Origin of the sequence: Chroogloeocystis siderophila 5.2 s.c.1, from assembly GCF_001904655.1 — a bacterium.
Classification (GTDB): Bacteria; Cyanobacteriota; Cyanobacteriia; order Cyanobacteriales; family Chroococcidiopsidaceae; genus Chroogloeocystis; species Chroogloeocystis siderophila.
The window spans coordinates 24,628-38,534 of sequence record NZ_MRCC01000006.1; the positions used below are offsets into that span (position 1 = coordinate 24,628).

Sequence of the window (13,907 nt, forward strand, 5' to 3'; positions counted from 1 at the left end):
GGAATGCTGCCGCATTGACTGACTTAATTAGACTCGACGGCGCTTTGGCGGACGGCAACCGTTATGAGGGATTGGGGTAATATCTCGAATCAACGTGATTTCTAACCCTGCTCCTTGCAATGCCCGAATTGCTGTTTCTCGACCTGCGCCAGGTCCGCTCACCATGACTTCAATTTGACGCATACCTTGGTCAGTTGCTTGTCGGGCTGCACTTTCTGCTGCTGTTTGCGCAGCATAGGGAGTTCCTTTTTTTGCTCCTTTAAAGCCACTTGAACCGGCTGAAGCCCAAGAAATAACGTCGCCGTTTTGGTCAGCGATCGTGACGATACTGTTGTTGAAAGTGGATTGGATGTAAGCAATGCCATTCGGAACATTGCGTTTTTGCTTTTTCGTACCTGATTTTTTCTGTTGTCGCGCCATAATACTAAGAAATAATTGGCTTGGTTTTTCGTGGGAGTTTCACTGAACGAGTTAAGTTTTACTTACCAGGGGCTTTCTTTTTACCTGCTACGGTTTGACGTCTACCACGGCGAGTCCGTGCATTTGTCCGCGTCCGTTGTCCGCGTACAGGTAGACCCATGCGATGGCGGCGACCACGATAAGTACCAATATCGACTAAGCGCTTGATGTTCATTGCTTCCAAGCGTCTTAAGTCACCTTCGACTTGATAGTTGCTTTCAATCGCACTTCTTAGTGCTGCAACATCGGTGTCGCTTAAATCTTTGACGCGAGTATCTGGATTAACACCCGTTTGTGCCAAAACTTCTTTTGAGCGAGTTAGCCCAATTCCATATATGTAAGTCAGACCGATTTCAACACGCTTATCGCGTGGAAGGTCTACACCTGCAATTCTTGCCACAATGAATTTCTCCCTGTTCCTGCGATTGCTACGATAATATTTGAAGATGCCTCCAAGGACGTCACACTTCTACTGTGCTAGTGTTTAGCCTTGGCGTTGCTTATGTTTGGGGTTTTCGCAAATTACCATTACCCGACCTTTGCGGCGGATAATACTGCACTTTTCGCAAATTTTCTTGACTGATGCTCTGACTTTCATTTTTTCCTTTATTACAAACTCTATATTATATCAATATTTTTATGAGTGAAGCAAGGAGCAAGGAGTGCGCTTATCAGCCAAAAACTGCTGCTAGACTTGAAAGAATGCTATTTCTTGCGCAAGCGGTACGTGATTCTTCCTTTTGTTAAATCGTATGGCGTTAGTTCCACTTTGACGCGATCGCCAGGTAAAATTTTGATATAGTTACGGCGGATCTTGCCAGAAATATGTGCTAAAACATTAAAACCATTGTCAAGGTCTACCCGAAACATCGCATTGGGCAATGACTCGGTGACTGTGCCTTCCATCTCAATTAAATCTTGTTTAGACAATTTAAACTTTCCTCAACTCAACACGCTGCTATAAAGTAAAGCAGCTAATCGTATCGTCGTCGTTATCGATTGATGACGAGTATTAAAATATCCCAACTTATCATTAATATATCTTATTAAAGATTGACTTGGGATTTGAGATACCAAACTAGAAGCTGGCAGTAAGCGGTAATATTCAATCCTACTAGATGTATTACTGCCAACTGCCGTAAGCGCCTTTAAGATACCTTTCTTTAAGAATCAATTACATCGAGTAATTCTGCAGTAACTTCCTCCAAAGATTGATTGCCATTAACACAGACAAGTTGCTGGCGATCGCGGTAATAGTCGATTAACGGAGCAGTTTGCTCACGGTACACTTCTAAACGCCGACGAATAACTTCTTCGTTATCATCTGCACGACCGCGCCCTAAAAGTCTTGCCATGAGTACATCGTCTGGTACTTCTAAATTGATAACTCGAACATTGCGATCGCTGTGCTTTTGTTGAAGCAATTCATCCAAGAAGCTTGCTTGACTCACCTTGCGCGGAAATCCATCTAGAATCCAGCCATGCTCAACATCAGGTTCATCGAGCCGTTCCTCAACTAAGTCGTTGACTAATTCATCGGGAACCAATTCACCCCGCGAAACATAATCTTGCGCTTTCACCCCCAAAGGGGTTTGCCTTTGCATTGCTTGGCGCAAAATATCGCCAGTGGAAATATGAGGAATATTCCTGTGATGAGCCAATGTTTGAGCTTGAGTACCTTTACCCGCGCCTGGCGCTCCCAGGAAAATCAATCGCGTCACTATTGTTTCACCATTCCTTCATAACGTTGGGAAATCACATAAGTTTGAATTTGCTTTGCTGTGTCAATAGCAACACCAACTAGGATGAGCAAAGACGTTGCGCCTAGACCTTGGAAAGTACGAACTTGAGTCGCGCTTTCTACAGCAGTCGGAACAATTGCGACCAAACCTAAAAAGATTGCGCCTAAAAAAGTTAAACGATTCAAGACACGTTCGACGTATTCACTTGTAGCTCTCCCAGGACGAATTCCAGGAATCGTAGCGCCCATTTTCTTTAAGTTTTGCGCTAAATCTACTGGATTAACGATTAATGTGGCGTAGAAGTAGCTGAAGAACAAAATTAAAACGAGATAAGCAAGCGCATAAACCCAAGGTGTAGGACCATTGGGGCTAAGATAATTGGCAATTCTTAAGAGAAACTCGTTACGGGTAAAACTCGCCAACGAAGCGGGCAAAATCAGAACAGCAGAAGCAAAAATGATTGGCATAACGCCGCCTTGGTTGAGCCGCAAGGGTAAGTAGCTACGCTGTTCTTGGAAAAAGCGCCGCCCAACTTGTCTACGTGCAGAAATAATCGGAATGCGGCGGGTTCCTTCTTGAACGAAGACAATCCCGACAATCATAACGAGGAAGACTAACAGCAGAACAACAACGCCGCCTACCGCTTCTCTGCTACCCGTTTGCGCAAATGCGATCGTGTCTCCTAATGCTCTTGGAAGTGAAGCAACAATATTGACAAAAATCAAAAGCGATGCACCGTTACCAACACCGCGTTCGGTGATTAATTCCGATGCCCACATAATGAACATGGAACCTGCGGTGAGTGCGATCGCCGTTTCAGCAACAAAAATAGGCCCTGGGTTGAAAGCATACGGTTGCAGCCAAAAAGCCGCAATAAAAATACTTTGGAGAATAGCCCAACCTAAGGAAACATAGCGCGTGATTTGGGAAATTTTCCGCCGTCCAGCTTCACCTTCATTTTTCTGAAGATTTTCTAAAGCTGGGATAGCAGCGGTCAATAATTGGATGATAATAGAAGCATTAATGTACGGCAAAATTCCTAGAGCAAAGACTCCCAGCGTTGAAAGTCCACCTCCAGAAAAGATATCTAAGAAACCGAATAAAGCATTATTGCCAGATTGACTTGCTTGGGCGAACAAAGCGCGATTAATTCCTGGGACAGGCAAAAACACGCCAAGACGAGCCAAAATTAAAATACCAATAGTCACAAGCAGCCGCCTTCGCAAACCCGCTGCTTGTGCCATCTGCATAAAAGTTTCTTGTGCCGTTGGGGCTTTGTCTCTGCTAATCATAAAGAGGTACCTTTTTGGGAATCCAGCTGGGTTTGTTTAAGGTACTCGTCTACCAAAAAACAGGGCTTCGATCATTTGGATTCGAGGACTTCACAATTTCCACCAGCTGCTGTGATTTTCTCACGCGCTTGTTTGGTGAAAGCTGCGGCTTGAACTCGTAAGGGAATATTAATTTCCCCGTCTCCCAAAATTTTCAGCGGTCCCTGTACAGCAGTAAGAATACCAGCTTCGCGTAAGGAAGCTAGATTGACTTCTGTATTGGCAGGAAGTGATGCCAGCTTATATACATTGATCGTAGTGTACTGCTTACGATTAACGATCGGAAAGCCTTTGAGCTTGGGAATGCGCCGATACAGAGGTTGTTGACCGCCTTCAAAGCCTGGTCGGGTACTGCTACCTGAACGAGCTTTTTGCCCGCGCATACCTAGACCAGCACTTGCTCCTTGACCTGCTGAAATACCGCGCCCAACACGACGGCGGCGTTTTTTTGAGCCTGCTTGAGGCTTAGGATCAGTTAGTCTCATTGACTTGATACTCGTTTTGAGTTGGACAAATATAGATTAAGCGTAGAGGTTTTCAATTGGTACGCCACGCTCTTCTGCAACTTCGGAGAAGGTCCGTAAGGTAGATAGCGCGTTAACCGCCGCACGAGCGTTGTTAAGTGGGTTATTCGAGCCGAGTTGCTTAGCTAAAACATTACGCACGCCAGCAAGTTCTAGCACGGTACGAACCGCACCACCTGCGATGACTCCTGTTCCTGGGGCAGCAGGGCGCATCATCACTTGTGCGCCACCACCACTTCCATTGATGGGATGGGGAATCGAGTTGGAATTAGTGAGTGGAACATCGACAAGATGCTTTTTGCCATCGGCGACACCTTTTTTTACTGCCCCGATCACATCTCCGGCCTTGCCTACGCCGATTCCAACTTGACCGCGTTCATTTCCAACTGCGACAACTGCACGAAAGCTGAGTTTTTTACCACCTTTTACTACCTTGCTGACACGGCGAATTTGAATAACTCGCTCTTGCCAGTTCGTTTCCTTTTCTTTTACACGGTTACTTTTACGACGACCACCAGTTGCCATAGTTTGTATCCTTCTTAAGTATTTTTAGGCTCTGTTGCTAATGGTTAGCTCCTGGCACAATTAAAAATCTAACCCTGCTTCGCGTGCCGCTTCGGCTAGAGCTTTTACACGACCATGATACAAGTTTCCCCCACGGTCAAAGACAACTTTGGAGATACCTTTCTCAAGCGATCGCTGCGCAATTAATTTGCCAACCTCGATAGATGCTTCACAAGTCGCGCCAGATTTCAGCGATTGCTTTAAAGTTGGCTCAAGTGACGAAGCTGCAACCAGCGTATGGTGTTGTGTATCGTCGATCACTTGCGCATAAATGTGCTGATGCGAACGAAACACGGCTAAGCGAGGACGTTCTTGGGAACCGCTAACTTTTCCTCGGATGCGGCGATGTCGAATCTTTTTAGATTCTCTACGATCTAACTTCATTACTTCTTACCTGCCTTACCAGCTTTACGTCTGACAAATTCACCAGAATAGCGAATGCCTTTACCTTTATACGGTTCTGGCGGACGAACATCACGAATCTTTGCTGCCGTATTGCCTACCAGTTCTTTATCAAAACCAGTCACAATGACGTTCGTATTGTTTTCTACAGCGATTTGAATTCCTTCAGGAGGTTCGATTTGTACTGGATGGCTGTATCCTACGTTTAGCGTTAGGTTGCGACCTTGAACCGCCGCACGATAGCCGACTCCTTGAATTTCTAACCGACGTTGAAATCCTTGCGAGACGCCATCGACCATATTGGCAACCAACGTGCGTGCCAAACCATGCATCTGGCGGGCAGTACGCGAGTCATCTTTTCTTTTGACGAGTAGCGTATCGCCTTCTTGCTCAATCGTTACTGCGGATGGCAGTTCACGTGAAAGTTCGCCTTTTGGTCCTTTAACTGTAACTTGTAACCCGTCAAGAGTGACTTGTACTTTGGCGGGAATCGCGATTGGGCGCTTACCAATTCGAGACATGACTTATTAACTCCTAATCAACTAGCTGCTAAGTAAATGGGGATAATTAAAAATTACACCTTTCCGTTGTTGGGTAATGGGTAACATGTTGATTAATACTCTTTCTGATGACCAATAACCAATAACCCGTTACCAGCCTTTAATTTACCTTCTTACTCAGCTAGCTGTTTTACCAAACATAGCAAAGCACTTCACCGCCTAAGCCTTGACGTCGGGCTTCGCGGTCGGTCATGATGCCGCTAGAAGTCGAAATAATCGCGATACCAATTCCACCGAGTACGCGTGGTAACTCTTTGCGATTCGAGTAAACGCGTAAACCAGGCTTACTAATGCGCTTCAACGCAGTAATCAAAGGTTGGCGATTTTTACCTTTGTATTTGAGCGAGATGACTAAGTTACGTTTTACGCCTTCGCCCACCTCTTCAAAATCGGCGATAAACCCTTCTTCTCTTAACACTTGAGCAATGCTGCGGGTCATTTTTGTGGCTGGTATCTGTGTTGTCTGATGCCGCGCCATATTAGCATTGCGGATGCGCGTCAGCATATCTGCAATTGTGTCGTTAGCCGCCATCGTTTCCTCTTAATAAACTTTATTGATCCCGAAAAGGCATGCCCATTGCTTTGAGTAATGCGCGACCTTCTTCATCGTTTTTTGCTGTCGTGATGATGGAAATATCCATACCTCGGATTTGGTCGATGCTGTCGTAATCAACTTCTGGGAAAATAAGTTGTTCGCGGACACCGAGGGTATAGTTACCACGACCATCAAAGCTTTTGGGGCTAATACCCCGAAAGTCGCGAATGCGCGGTAACGCTAAGTTGACGAGTCGATCAACAAAGGCGTACATTCGTTCGCCGCGTAATGTCACCATTAATCCTACTGGCATACCTTGGCGAATTTTGAAGCCAGCGATCGCCTTTTTCGCGCGTGTCACAACGGGTTTTTGACCTGTAATTGTGGCAATCTCGTTAATCGACGATTCGAGCGCTTTCGCATTTTGTGCGGCTTCGCCCAAACCTCGGTTTACCGTTACTTTTACAAGCTTTGGCACCTGATGGATATTCGTGTATTGAAATTGCTCCATCAGCTGCGGGACTATTTTTTCTTGGTATAAGGTTTTGAGTCGTGCTGTCATAGTTTTTACTTTTACTACTTCCTGGTCTTGGTCAGGAAAACTTAGCTTTAAAGCTATTTGTCAAGGATTTCACCAGTTTTTTTGAGCATGCGGACTTTACGACCTTGCTCATTAAAGGTGTAGCAAACGCGACTTGCAACGTTTTGCTTTGTCGAGTAGAGCATGACATTAGAACTGTGAATCGGAGCTTCTGAGGTCACAATTCGACCGGATTCACCTTCTTGTGTAGGTTTGACGTGCTTGGTTTTGATATTTACGCCTTTAACGATGACTTTGCTTAACTTGGGATACGTCTTGAGGACTTCGCCGACTTTGCCTTTGTCACTACCTGAGATAACTTGTACGGTATCTCCGGTTTTGACGTGCATTTTGTGGCGAATCGGCGCATTCCCGTTTTTACGTGCAGCCATTACAGCACCTCCGGAGCCAGGGAAACGATTTTGGTAAAGTTTTTGTCGCGTAGTTCGCGGGCAACAGGTCCAAAAACACGCGTACCTCTGGGATTACCATCGGCATTAATAATGACCGCAGCATTGTCATCAAAGCGAATGCTCATGCCACTATCGCGACGCAATCCTTTACGCGTACGCACGATGACTGCGCGCACAACATCTGATTTTTTGACTGCCATATTCGGAATGGCATCTTTAACAACGGCGATAATCACATCGCCTACATTGCCATAACGGCGATTACCTGCGCCCATAACGCGAATGCACATGAGTTTGCGCGCACCGCTATTATCAGCAACATTAAGGTAAGACTGGGGTTGAATCACGGTTTGTCTCCCGATTGTCTAGCTAGTAGTGGCACTACTCAGAATTTCTTTAACTACCCAGCGTTTTGTGCGGCTGAGCGGTCTTGTTTCTTGAATGCGGACGCGATCGCCTTCTTTACACTCATTTGCTTCGTCATGAGCTTTATAGCGCCGTGTTTGGACAACGATTTTTCCGTACTTGGGGTGAGGAGCGCGGTTTTCTACGGCGACGACAACCGTTTTTTCCATTTTGTCGCTCACCACTACGCCAACTCGTTCTTTAATTGCCATAGTTATCTATTTTTCTGCAACCGACTGTGATGATTGTGCTGCTAACTTTCTTTCGTGTTCTACAGTGAGCAATTGGGCTAGCTGGTGCCGAGCGTGCTTGAACTGATGTGGTTTTTCTAACTGTCGTGTAGCTTTTTGCAAACGCAGTTGAAATAGTTGCTTTTTCAGCGCCGCGATTTGAGTCGTTAGTTCTTCGTCACTCAAGTTTCTCGCTTCGGAAATTTTCGGAAGTGGCATTGAATTAGACCTCCTCCTCAGAACGCACAATAAACTTTGTTTTGATTGGCAACTTGTACATTGCCAAGCGCATCGCTTCGCGGGCGGTTGCTTCGGGAACACCCGCGATTTCAAATAATATCCGTCCTGGTTTAACAACTGCTACCCAGTATTCTGGCGAACCTTTACCCGAACCCATCCGTGTTTCGGCTGGGCGCATCGTTACCGGCTTATCAGGAAAAATGCGAATCCAAATTTTACCACCACGGCGGATGTAGCGAGTCATTGCTCGCCGCGAAGCCTCAATTTGACGCGAGGTGATCCAAGCGGGTTCTAAAGCTTGAAGACCAAAGTCACCAAAATTAAGGGTATTACCGCGTGTGGCGACTCCTTCCATCCGTCCGCGCTGTTGTTTACGGAATTTTGTTCTTCTAGGACTTAACATGATTTAGTACCTTGTGCGCAATTAACTAACCGCTAACGGATTTTATTCTTCGTTGGAACGGTCTTCAAACTGCTGACGACGGCGCTGTTGTGGCTGGCGACGACGTGGCTGATTTGATGAAGGTGTTTGTACTGGTTCTTGTCCAGGAATAATTTCTCCTTTAAAGATCCACACCTTGATGCCTAGAATGCCGTAGATTGTTTGAGCAGTAGTATAGGCATAGTCAATATCTGCCCGTAACGTATGTAAGGGAACTCTACCTTCACGAGTCCACTCGGTACGTGCAATTTCTGCACCGTTCAATCGACCACTGACTTGAATGCGGATACCTTGGATACCAGCCTTTTGAGCGCGTTGAATCGTTTGACGGACGACACGGCGAAAAGAAACGCGACGTTCTAGCTGCTGTGCAATATACTCAGCAATCAGATAAGCGTCAGCATCGACTTGTTGCACTTCGACTACGTTGATGCGAATTTGGCGATTTCCACCGAGTAATTCTTGTAGTCCTGTGCGCAGCGATTCGATACCAGTACCACCACGACCAACAACAACACCAGGGCGAGCGGTACGTACTTCTAGATCGATTTGATCCGCTTTGCGCTCGATCCGGACTTCTGAAATTCCTGCGTTGTTTTGTGCTAGCCTGCCCAGCTTTTGCTCGATATAATTGCGTAGCTTATGGTCTTCTTTTAAAATCTCAGGATAGCGCGCTGGTTCAGCAAACCACCGCGATTGGTGTTCCTGAGTCACTCCTAGCCGAAAACCAACTGGATGAATTTTCTGTCCCACAAATACTTCCTCTAGTTACTAACTTTCTGCTGCCAATGCTGCATCTGTAGCGACGGCTACAGTAATATGACACGTAGGTTTACGAATTTGGTAAGCTCGCCCTTGCGCTCTAGGTTGAAAACGCTTGAGCACGGGACCTTGATCCGCGTACGCTTGAGTTATTTTGAGTTCCGCTGGATTTAATCCGGCGTTATGTTCAGCATTAGCAACTGCACTTCTGAGCACTTTGAGGATTGGATCGCACGCTCTGTAGGGCATGAATTCAAGAATAATCAGCGCCTCGCGGTATGATCGCCCGCGAATTTGATCGAGAACGCGACGTACTTTATAGGGAGACATCCGAATGTAGCGCGCACTTGCTTTTACTTCTGTAGTATCACTAGCCATAACCTTTCTCCTTTAGCTGTTAGCTGTTAGCTATTAGCTATTTATCTCCCTGCTTTCTTATCGCTTTTGGCATGACCGCGAAAAGTACGTGTTGGCGCAAACTCGCCTAGCTTGTGTCCTACCATTTGCTCGTTGATAAAAACTGGTACGTGTTGGCGCCCGTTATGGACGGCAATTGTATGACCAACCATCTGGGGCAAAATGGTAGACGCTCGCGACCAGGTTTTGATAACTTGTTTTTCGCCTTTTGCATTTAGCTTTTCAATTTTGCTGAGTAAACTGTCAGCGACAAAAGGACCTTTTTTGAGAGAACGACCCATAGCTCAATTTTGAATATTAGATGTGTTGGATGTGGAATTATGATTCTCTGCCACCGCGACCGCGTTTGGAAGACTTACGTCGGCGACGAACAATCAAAGCATTACTTGCTTTTTTCGGCTTACGTGTTTTAGCTCCCAGCGTTGGCTTACCCCATGGTGTCACAGGTCCTGGCCTACCAATTGGTGCTCTACCCTCTCCGCCACCATGCGGGTGATCGACTGGGTTCATCACACTACCTCTGACTTTGGGCCGCCGTCCTTTCCAACGATTGTGTCCAGCTTTTCCTGAACTGAGGTTACGTGCATCAATGTTCCCGACTTGTCCAATTGTGGCGTAGCATTCGCGACGTATAAGGCGGACTTCACCGGAAGGAAGCTTGAGCGTAACGTAGTTACCTTCTTTGGCGACAACCTGGGCACTAGCACCTGCGGCGCGGACAATTTGCGCACCACGACCAGGATACAGTTCAACATTGTGAACGGTTGTTCCTAGAGGAATGCGGCTGAGTGGTAATGCATTACCGTCCTCGAAAGGTGCATCAGGTCCAGAAATTACGGTTTGCCCAACTTTCAAGCCATTCGGTTGAAGAATGTAGCGCTTTTCGCCGTCTTGGTAATACAGCAGTGCAATGCGCGCGTTACGGTTGGGATCATACTCGATCGCGGCAACTTTGGCGGGAATGTTGTGTTTGTTGCGTTTGAAGTCGATGATTCGATACAAACGCTTGTGTCCGCCACCACGACGACGGCTAGTAATCACACCACGATTATTTCGACCTTTGGCGCGGTGGACTGATACGGTTAGTGATCGCTCTGGCTCCGTTTTGGTAATTTCGCTAAAGTCAGAGACAACGCGTTGGCGCGTACTGGGTGTATATGGTCGATAAGAGCGTGTACCCATAAGTTGTTTTGTTGTTGTGTTGACAATTTTGAATTGTTTGTTAAATCAGCTTGGACTAACCAACAATTCACTAAACATCTGGGAACAGGACTTTTCTAATCTTGTCTTCTTCCCCAGTCGCTACCGTGACAATAGCTTTCTTGTATTGGGGCTTAAAACCAATGAATTTTCCGACACGGCGCTGCTTGCGCGGTTGTTGTTGAGTGTTAACTTGAACAACTTTGACTTCAAACAAGTCTTCGATCGCCGCTTTGATTTGTGGTTTTGTTGCTTTCGGCGTGACTTCAAAAGTAAATTTGTTTTCCTCCATCAGCCGCGTCGCCTTTTCGGTAAGAATGGGACGACGTACTAAATCAGGGAGCGATCGCCGATCAATTTTGGGCACCGTAGACCTCCTGAATCTTATCAATAGCAGCTACCGTTGTTACGATCCGGTCGGCGTTCAACAGGTCGTAGACGTTTAACTGATCAGCAGCGATCAGCTTGACTTGAGACACGTTGCGTGCTGATAAGTAAACCGTTTCTACCATTTCTGGTAAAATCAACAGAACTTTAGTATCTGTATCGATTCCCCACCGCGCGATCGCCGCGATTAAGTCTTTAGTCTTTGGTCTGGGTAGATCACTCGCAAAGTCTTCCACAACGACTATATCTTCAGCGCGACTTACTAAAGCGGTGCGTAAAGCCAGCCGTCGCTCTTTGCGATTCATCTTGATTTCATAATCTCTAGGCTTAGGACCAAAGATAACGCCACCACCACGCCATAATGGCGAACGAATCGAACCAGCACGCGCGCGACCTGTACCTTTTTGCCGCCAAGGTTTGCGACCACCACCACGGACTTCCGCACGAGTTTTGCTGCTGGCTGTGCCTTGTCTGGCATTTGTTGTTTGCCGCACTAACGCTCGGTGGACGATATGCGCCGCACTCTTTTCATTTGCAACCTGCAAATTTAGTGCTGCTTGCCCTACCTCTTCTCCCTGCCAGTTTTTTACTACACACTCTACCATTTCTTCTTTACCCCTTTACCCCTTTTTGTAGTCTCTTGGTGTATTAAGTAAACTTACACGTTTACCCTGAACACCTGTAGTGGCAATTCATTGGGTCACCCTACTTTTGACTACCTCGCTTAGCTGGCACAATATTCAATAAAGCACCAGGCTTACCTGGAACGGCTCCTTTGATTAACAATATGTTTCGTTCAGAGTCTACTTTGATGACAGTCAGTTGAGGAATTGTCACGCGTTTTCCACCGAGACGACCTGCCATCTTTTTCCCAGGATAAACACGCCCTGGAGTCGTACCCGCACCAATTGAACCAGGTAATCGATGGTTTTTAGAACCATGCGACATAGGTCCGCGACCGAAGTTATGCCGTTTTTGATAGCCAGCAAAACCGCGACCGATGCTTGTACCGATGACATCGACCATTTGCCCAGCGGTAAATATATCTGCTTTAATTTCTTGACCTAGATTATATTCACTCGAATTATCTAAGTGATACTCGCGCAGATGGCGTAAAGATGGAGCAGAGGATTTAGCCAGATGACCTAACAAGGGTTTGTTAAGCGCTTTCGGCTTGACTTCTTTATAGCCAACTTGGATAGCAGCGTAACCATCTGTTTGTTTAGTTTTGACTTGCGTAACTGTGCATGGACCGGCTTGAACTACAGTTACAGGAATTGCTTTTCCTGCCTCGTCAAACACTTGGGTCATGCCCAGCTTTGTGCCGAGGATACCTACAGCCACAGTAACTGGTTTCTCCTTTTTTCAAGGTTGAATGAGCACCGGATATCGCTGATTCGCTGTAACCGGTTTGACATGAACTTATTTACCCAAGCTATTGGGCAAGTAAGCCATTTTTGTTTTTGAGCCTGCGCGTGGAAAGACACTTTAGATTCAGCGCGATCGCTATTGCAGTTAATTTCCCACCTAGACTTAAACGGCTTGCCGCTTAGTATCTATGTTGGTGAGTTGACGAGCTTTAGACCATAGTGCTGGTGTTAATACATTGCTGTCTACTTCTGCTATAGGACTCGCTCGTTGAACTAAATTTCATCGCACAAACGCTTGGGTAGTTCCAAGCACTCCAGCGCATTTTAGCCTCACACAGCTTTTTTCATAGGCATCAAGCAATTGCATTACTTTTTAACCTACTTTCCGATCAAGATTATAGTTTGACAGCTTGACGCTATAAGTTACTATAGCAACGCCTGCTAAACCTATGAATCACGTTTGTCACCACGTAGCTTGCGCTGTCAATAACCTAGCATCAAGGTTATTGCTGACTCAAACTTGAGGCATTTTGGTCACGATCTAACACTATAAACTAATTCTTTATTTTTGTCCACTAATTGCCTCAGTTTCCTGAATATTACATAAGATAACAGCTTAGGCTTAGCGCAACAATATTAAATTTTCTGATTAAAAAGATTACATATTTCTATTACTCACAGAAAACTTTAAAGAATCAGAAGTGACAAGCTCTTAGAAAAAATGAGAGACAGCAAGCGTGTCACCATATGAGCGATACTTAAAATCAGACACAATTCCCCGCGCAGGAAATTGACGAGTATATTGCACTACCTAAGATGTTGAGTAAGTGAGAATCACAAATTTATGGCACTCATTGTTATCGGCAATAAATTTATTAAAGACTTAGAAAAGTCGGGCGCTCTTGGTGTTTATGTACCGCTTGAGGGAGGCTTTGAAGGTCGCTATCAACGCCGACTACGGGCAGCAGGATATACTACATTGCATATTACGGCGCGGTCTTTGGGTGATGTTGCTGCCTATTTGACCAAAGTCCACGGAGTTAGACCGCCGCATCTTGGTAAAAAAAGTGTTGGTAAGGGTGCTGCGGTAGGAAACATTTACTATGCACCTCCAATAGTTAGTTATCATTTGCAACAACTACCGCCGAAGTCAAAAGGCTTAGTGCTGTGGATGATTGAGGGACATATACTGTCTAATCAGGAAATTGAGTACTTAGCGAAATTACCAAGTTTGGAGCCACGGGTAAAAGTTGTACTTGAGCGGGGTGGTGATCGCTATTTCCGGTGGACGCCTTTACAAGATACGTTACCAACGAGCTATCAAAGCGCTTGATTGGTGTTTAA

The 13,907-nt window shown here is 45.8% G+C and carries 25 protein-coding genes; 1 reads left to right on the forward strand and 24 read right to left on the reverse strand.

Annotated features, from left to right (window positions below):
• Positions 1–27: 27 nt before the first annotated feature.
• The 24 genes from rpsK to rplC form a co-directional block, all read right to left on the reverse strand.
• Complete coding sequence (gene rpsK, locus NIES1031_RS08175; protein WP_015187419.1) at positions 28–420, reverse strand: 30S ribosomal protein S11; 393 nt, start codon at positions 418–420, stop codon at positions 28–30.
• Positions 421–478: 58 nt separating this feature from the next.
• Positions 479–859, reverse strand: a complete 381-nt coding sequence (gene rpsM, locus NIES1031_RS08180; protein ID WP_015187420.1) for a 30S ribosomal protein S13 — start codon at positions 857–859, stop codon at positions 479–481.
• 84 nt (positions 860–943) lie between these two features.
• Positions 944–1,057 carry a 50S ribosomal protein L36 gene (gene rpmJ, locus NIES1031_RS08185; protein WP_015187421.1) on the reverse strand — a complete coding sequence of 38 codons (114 nt, stop codon included), beginning with the start codon at positions 1,055–1,057 and terminating at the stop codon, positions 944–946.
• A gap of 107 nt (positions 1,058–1,164) precedes the next feature.
• Positions 1,165–1,389, reverse strand: a complete 225-nt coding sequence (gene infA / locus NIES1031_RS08190) for a translation initiation factor IF-1 (protein ID WP_006276978.1) — start codon at positions 1,387–1,389, stop codon at positions 1,165–1,167.
• A 233-nt stretch (positions 1,390–1,622) separates the two neighbouring features.
• On the reverse strand, positions 1,623–2,180 hold the full coding sequence (locus NIES1031_RS08195) for an adenylate kinase (RefSeq protein WP_073548971.1): 558 nt from the start codon (positions 2,178–2,180) through the stop codon (positions 1,623–1,625).
• Positions 2,180–3,493, reverse strand: coding sequence for a preprotein translocase subunit SecY (gene secY, locus NIES1031_RS08200; RefSeq protein WP_073548972.1), 1,314 nt, complete (start codon positions 3,491–3,493; stop codon positions 2,180–2,182). The genes NIES1031_RS08195 and secY overlap by 1 nt, the downstream gene beginning before the upstream one ends.
• 71 nt (positions 3,494–3,564) lie before the next feature.
• Positions 3,565–4,017, reverse strand: coding sequence for a 50S ribosomal protein L15 (rplO, locus tag NIES1031_RS08205; RefSeq protein WP_015187425.1), 453 nt, complete (start codon positions 4,015–4,017; stop codon positions 3,565–3,567).
• A 36-nt stretch (positions 4,018–4,053) separates the two neighbouring features.
• Positions 4,054–4,581, reverse strand: coding sequence for a 30S ribosomal protein S5 (gene rpsE, locus NIES1031_RS08210; protein ID WP_015187426.1), 528 nt, complete (start codon positions 4,579–4,581; stop codon positions 4,054–4,056).
• A 60-nt stretch (positions 4,582–4,641) separates the two neighbouring features.
• Positions 4,642–5,004 carry a 50S ribosomal protein L18 gene (rplR, locus tag NIES1031_RS08215; protein ID WP_073548973.1) on the reverse strand — a complete coding sequence of 121 codons (363 nt, stop codon included), beginning with the start codon at positions 5,002–5,004 and terminating at the stop codon, positions 4,642–4,644.
• Positions 5,004–5,543 (reverse strand): 50S ribosomal protein L6, encoded by a 540-nt coding sequence (rplF, locus tag NIES1031_RS08220; protein ID WP_073548974.1) that lies wholly within the window; start codon positions 5,541–5,543, stop codon positions 5,004–5,006. Before rplF ends, rplR begins: the two co-directional genes overlap by 1 nt.
• Before the next feature lie 169 nt (positions 5,544–5,712).
• Complete coding sequence (rpsH, locus tag NIES1031_RS08225) at positions 5,713–6,114, reverse strand: 30S ribosomal protein S8 (RefSeq protein WP_015187429.1); 402 nt, start codon at positions 6,112–6,114, stop codon at positions 5,713–5,715.
• Positions 6,115–6,133: 19 nt separating this feature from the next.
• Positions 6,134–6,679 (reverse strand): 50S ribosomal protein L5, encoded by a 546-nt coding sequence (rplE, locus tag NIES1031_RS08230; RefSeq protein WP_015187430.1) that lies wholly within the window; start codon positions 6,677–6,679, stop codon positions 6,134–6,136.
• A 53-nt stretch (positions 6,680–6,732) separates the two neighbouring features.
• Positions 6,733–7,089 (reverse strand): 50S ribosomal protein L24, encoded by a 357-nt coding sequence (gene rplX / locus NIES1031_RS08235; RefSeq protein ID WP_073548975.1) that lies wholly within the window; start codon positions 7,087–7,089, stop codon positions 6,733–6,735.
• Positions 7,089–7,457 carry a 50S ribosomal protein L14 gene (gene rplN, locus NIES1031_RS08240; protein ID WP_015187432.1) on the reverse strand — a complete coding sequence of 123 codons (369 nt, stop codon included), beginning with the start codon at positions 7,455–7,457 and terminating at the stop codon, positions 7,089–7,091. Before rplN ends, rplX begins: the two co-directional genes overlap by 1 nt.
• Before the next feature lie 18 nt (positions 7,458–7,475).
• A complete protein-coding gene (gene rpsQ / locus NIES1031_RS08245) occupies positions 7,476–7,727 on the reverse strand; it encodes a 30S ribosomal protein S17 (protein WP_015187433.1) in 252 nt (83 codons plus the stop codon).
• 6 nt (positions 7,728–7,733) lie between these two features.
• Positions 7,734–7,964, reverse strand: a complete 231-nt coding sequence (rpmC, locus tag NIES1031_RS08250) for a 50S ribosomal protein L29 (protein ID WP_015187434.1) — start codon at positions 7,962–7,964, stop codon at positions 7,734–7,736.
• Between the two features lie 4 nt (positions 7,965–7,968).
• Positions 7,969–8,388 (reverse strand): 50S ribosomal protein L16, encoded by a 420-nt coding sequence (gene rplP, locus NIES1031_RS08255; protein ID WP_073548976.1) that lies wholly within the window; start codon positions 8,386–8,388, stop codon positions 7,969–7,971.
• 42 nt (positions 8,389–8,430) lie between these two features.
• Positions 8,431–9,180 carry a 30S ribosomal protein S3 gene (gene rpsC, locus NIES1031_RS08260; RefSeq protein WP_073548977.1) on the reverse strand — a complete coding sequence of 250 codons (750 nt, stop codon included), beginning with the start codon at positions 9,178–9,180 and terminating at the stop codon, positions 8,431–8,433.
• Positions 9,181–9,198: 18 nt separating this feature from the next.
• A complete protein-coding gene (rplV, locus tag NIES1031_RS08265) occupies positions 9,199–9,567 on the reverse strand; it encodes a 50S ribosomal protein L22 (protein ID WP_015187437.1) in 369 nt (122 codons plus the stop codon).
• Between the two features lie 41 nt (positions 9,568–9,608).
• The gene (gene rpsS / locus NIES1031_RS08270; RefSeq protein ID WP_015187438.1) at positions 9,609–9,887 is read right to left on the reverse strand and encodes a 30S ribosomal protein S19; all 279 of its coding nucleotides are present in this window, start codon (positions 9,885–9,887) and stop codon (positions 9,609–9,611) included.
• Between the two features lie 37 nt (positions 9,888–9,924).
• Complete coding sequence (gene rplB / locus NIES1031_RS08275; RefSeq protein WP_073548978.1) at positions 9,925–10,788, reverse strand: 50S ribosomal protein L2; 864 nt, start codon at positions 10,786–10,788, stop codon at positions 9,925–9,927.
• Between the two features lie 70 nt (positions 10,789–10,858).
• Positions 10,859–11,173 (reverse strand): 50S ribosomal protein L23, encoded by a 315-nt coding sequence (locus NIES1031_RS08280; RefSeq protein WP_015187440.1) that lies wholly within the window; start codon positions 11,171–11,173, stop codon positions 10,859–10,861.
• Positions 11,160–11,798 carry a 50S ribosomal protein L4 gene (rplD, locus tag NIES1031_RS08285; RefSeq protein WP_073548979.1) on the reverse strand — a complete coding sequence of 213 codons (639 nt, stop codon included), beginning with the start codon at positions 11,796–11,798 and terminating at the stop codon, positions 11,160–11,162. Before rplD ends, NIES1031_RS08280 begins: the two co-directional genes overlap by 14 nt.
• Before the next feature lie 100 nt (positions 11,799–11,898).
• Positions 11,899–12,537 (reverse strand): 50S ribosomal protein L3, encoded by a 639-nt coding sequence (rplC, locus tag NIES1031_RS08290; RefSeq protein ID WP_073548980.1) that lies wholly within the window; start codon positions 12,535–12,537, stop codon positions 11,899–11,901.
• An 870-nt stretch (positions 12,538–13,407) separates the two neighbouring features.
• Here rplC and ndhN point away from each other — a divergent pair.
• Positions 13,408–13,896 carry an NAD(P)H-quinone oxidoreductase subunit N gene (gene ndhN, locus NIES1031_RS08295; RefSeq protein WP_073548981.1) on the forward strand — a complete coding sequence of 163 codons (489 nt, stop codon included), beginning with the start codon at positions 13,408–13,410 and terminating at the stop codon, positions 13,894–13,896.
• The last annotated feature ends 11 nt before the right edge of the window (positions 13,897–13,907 follow it).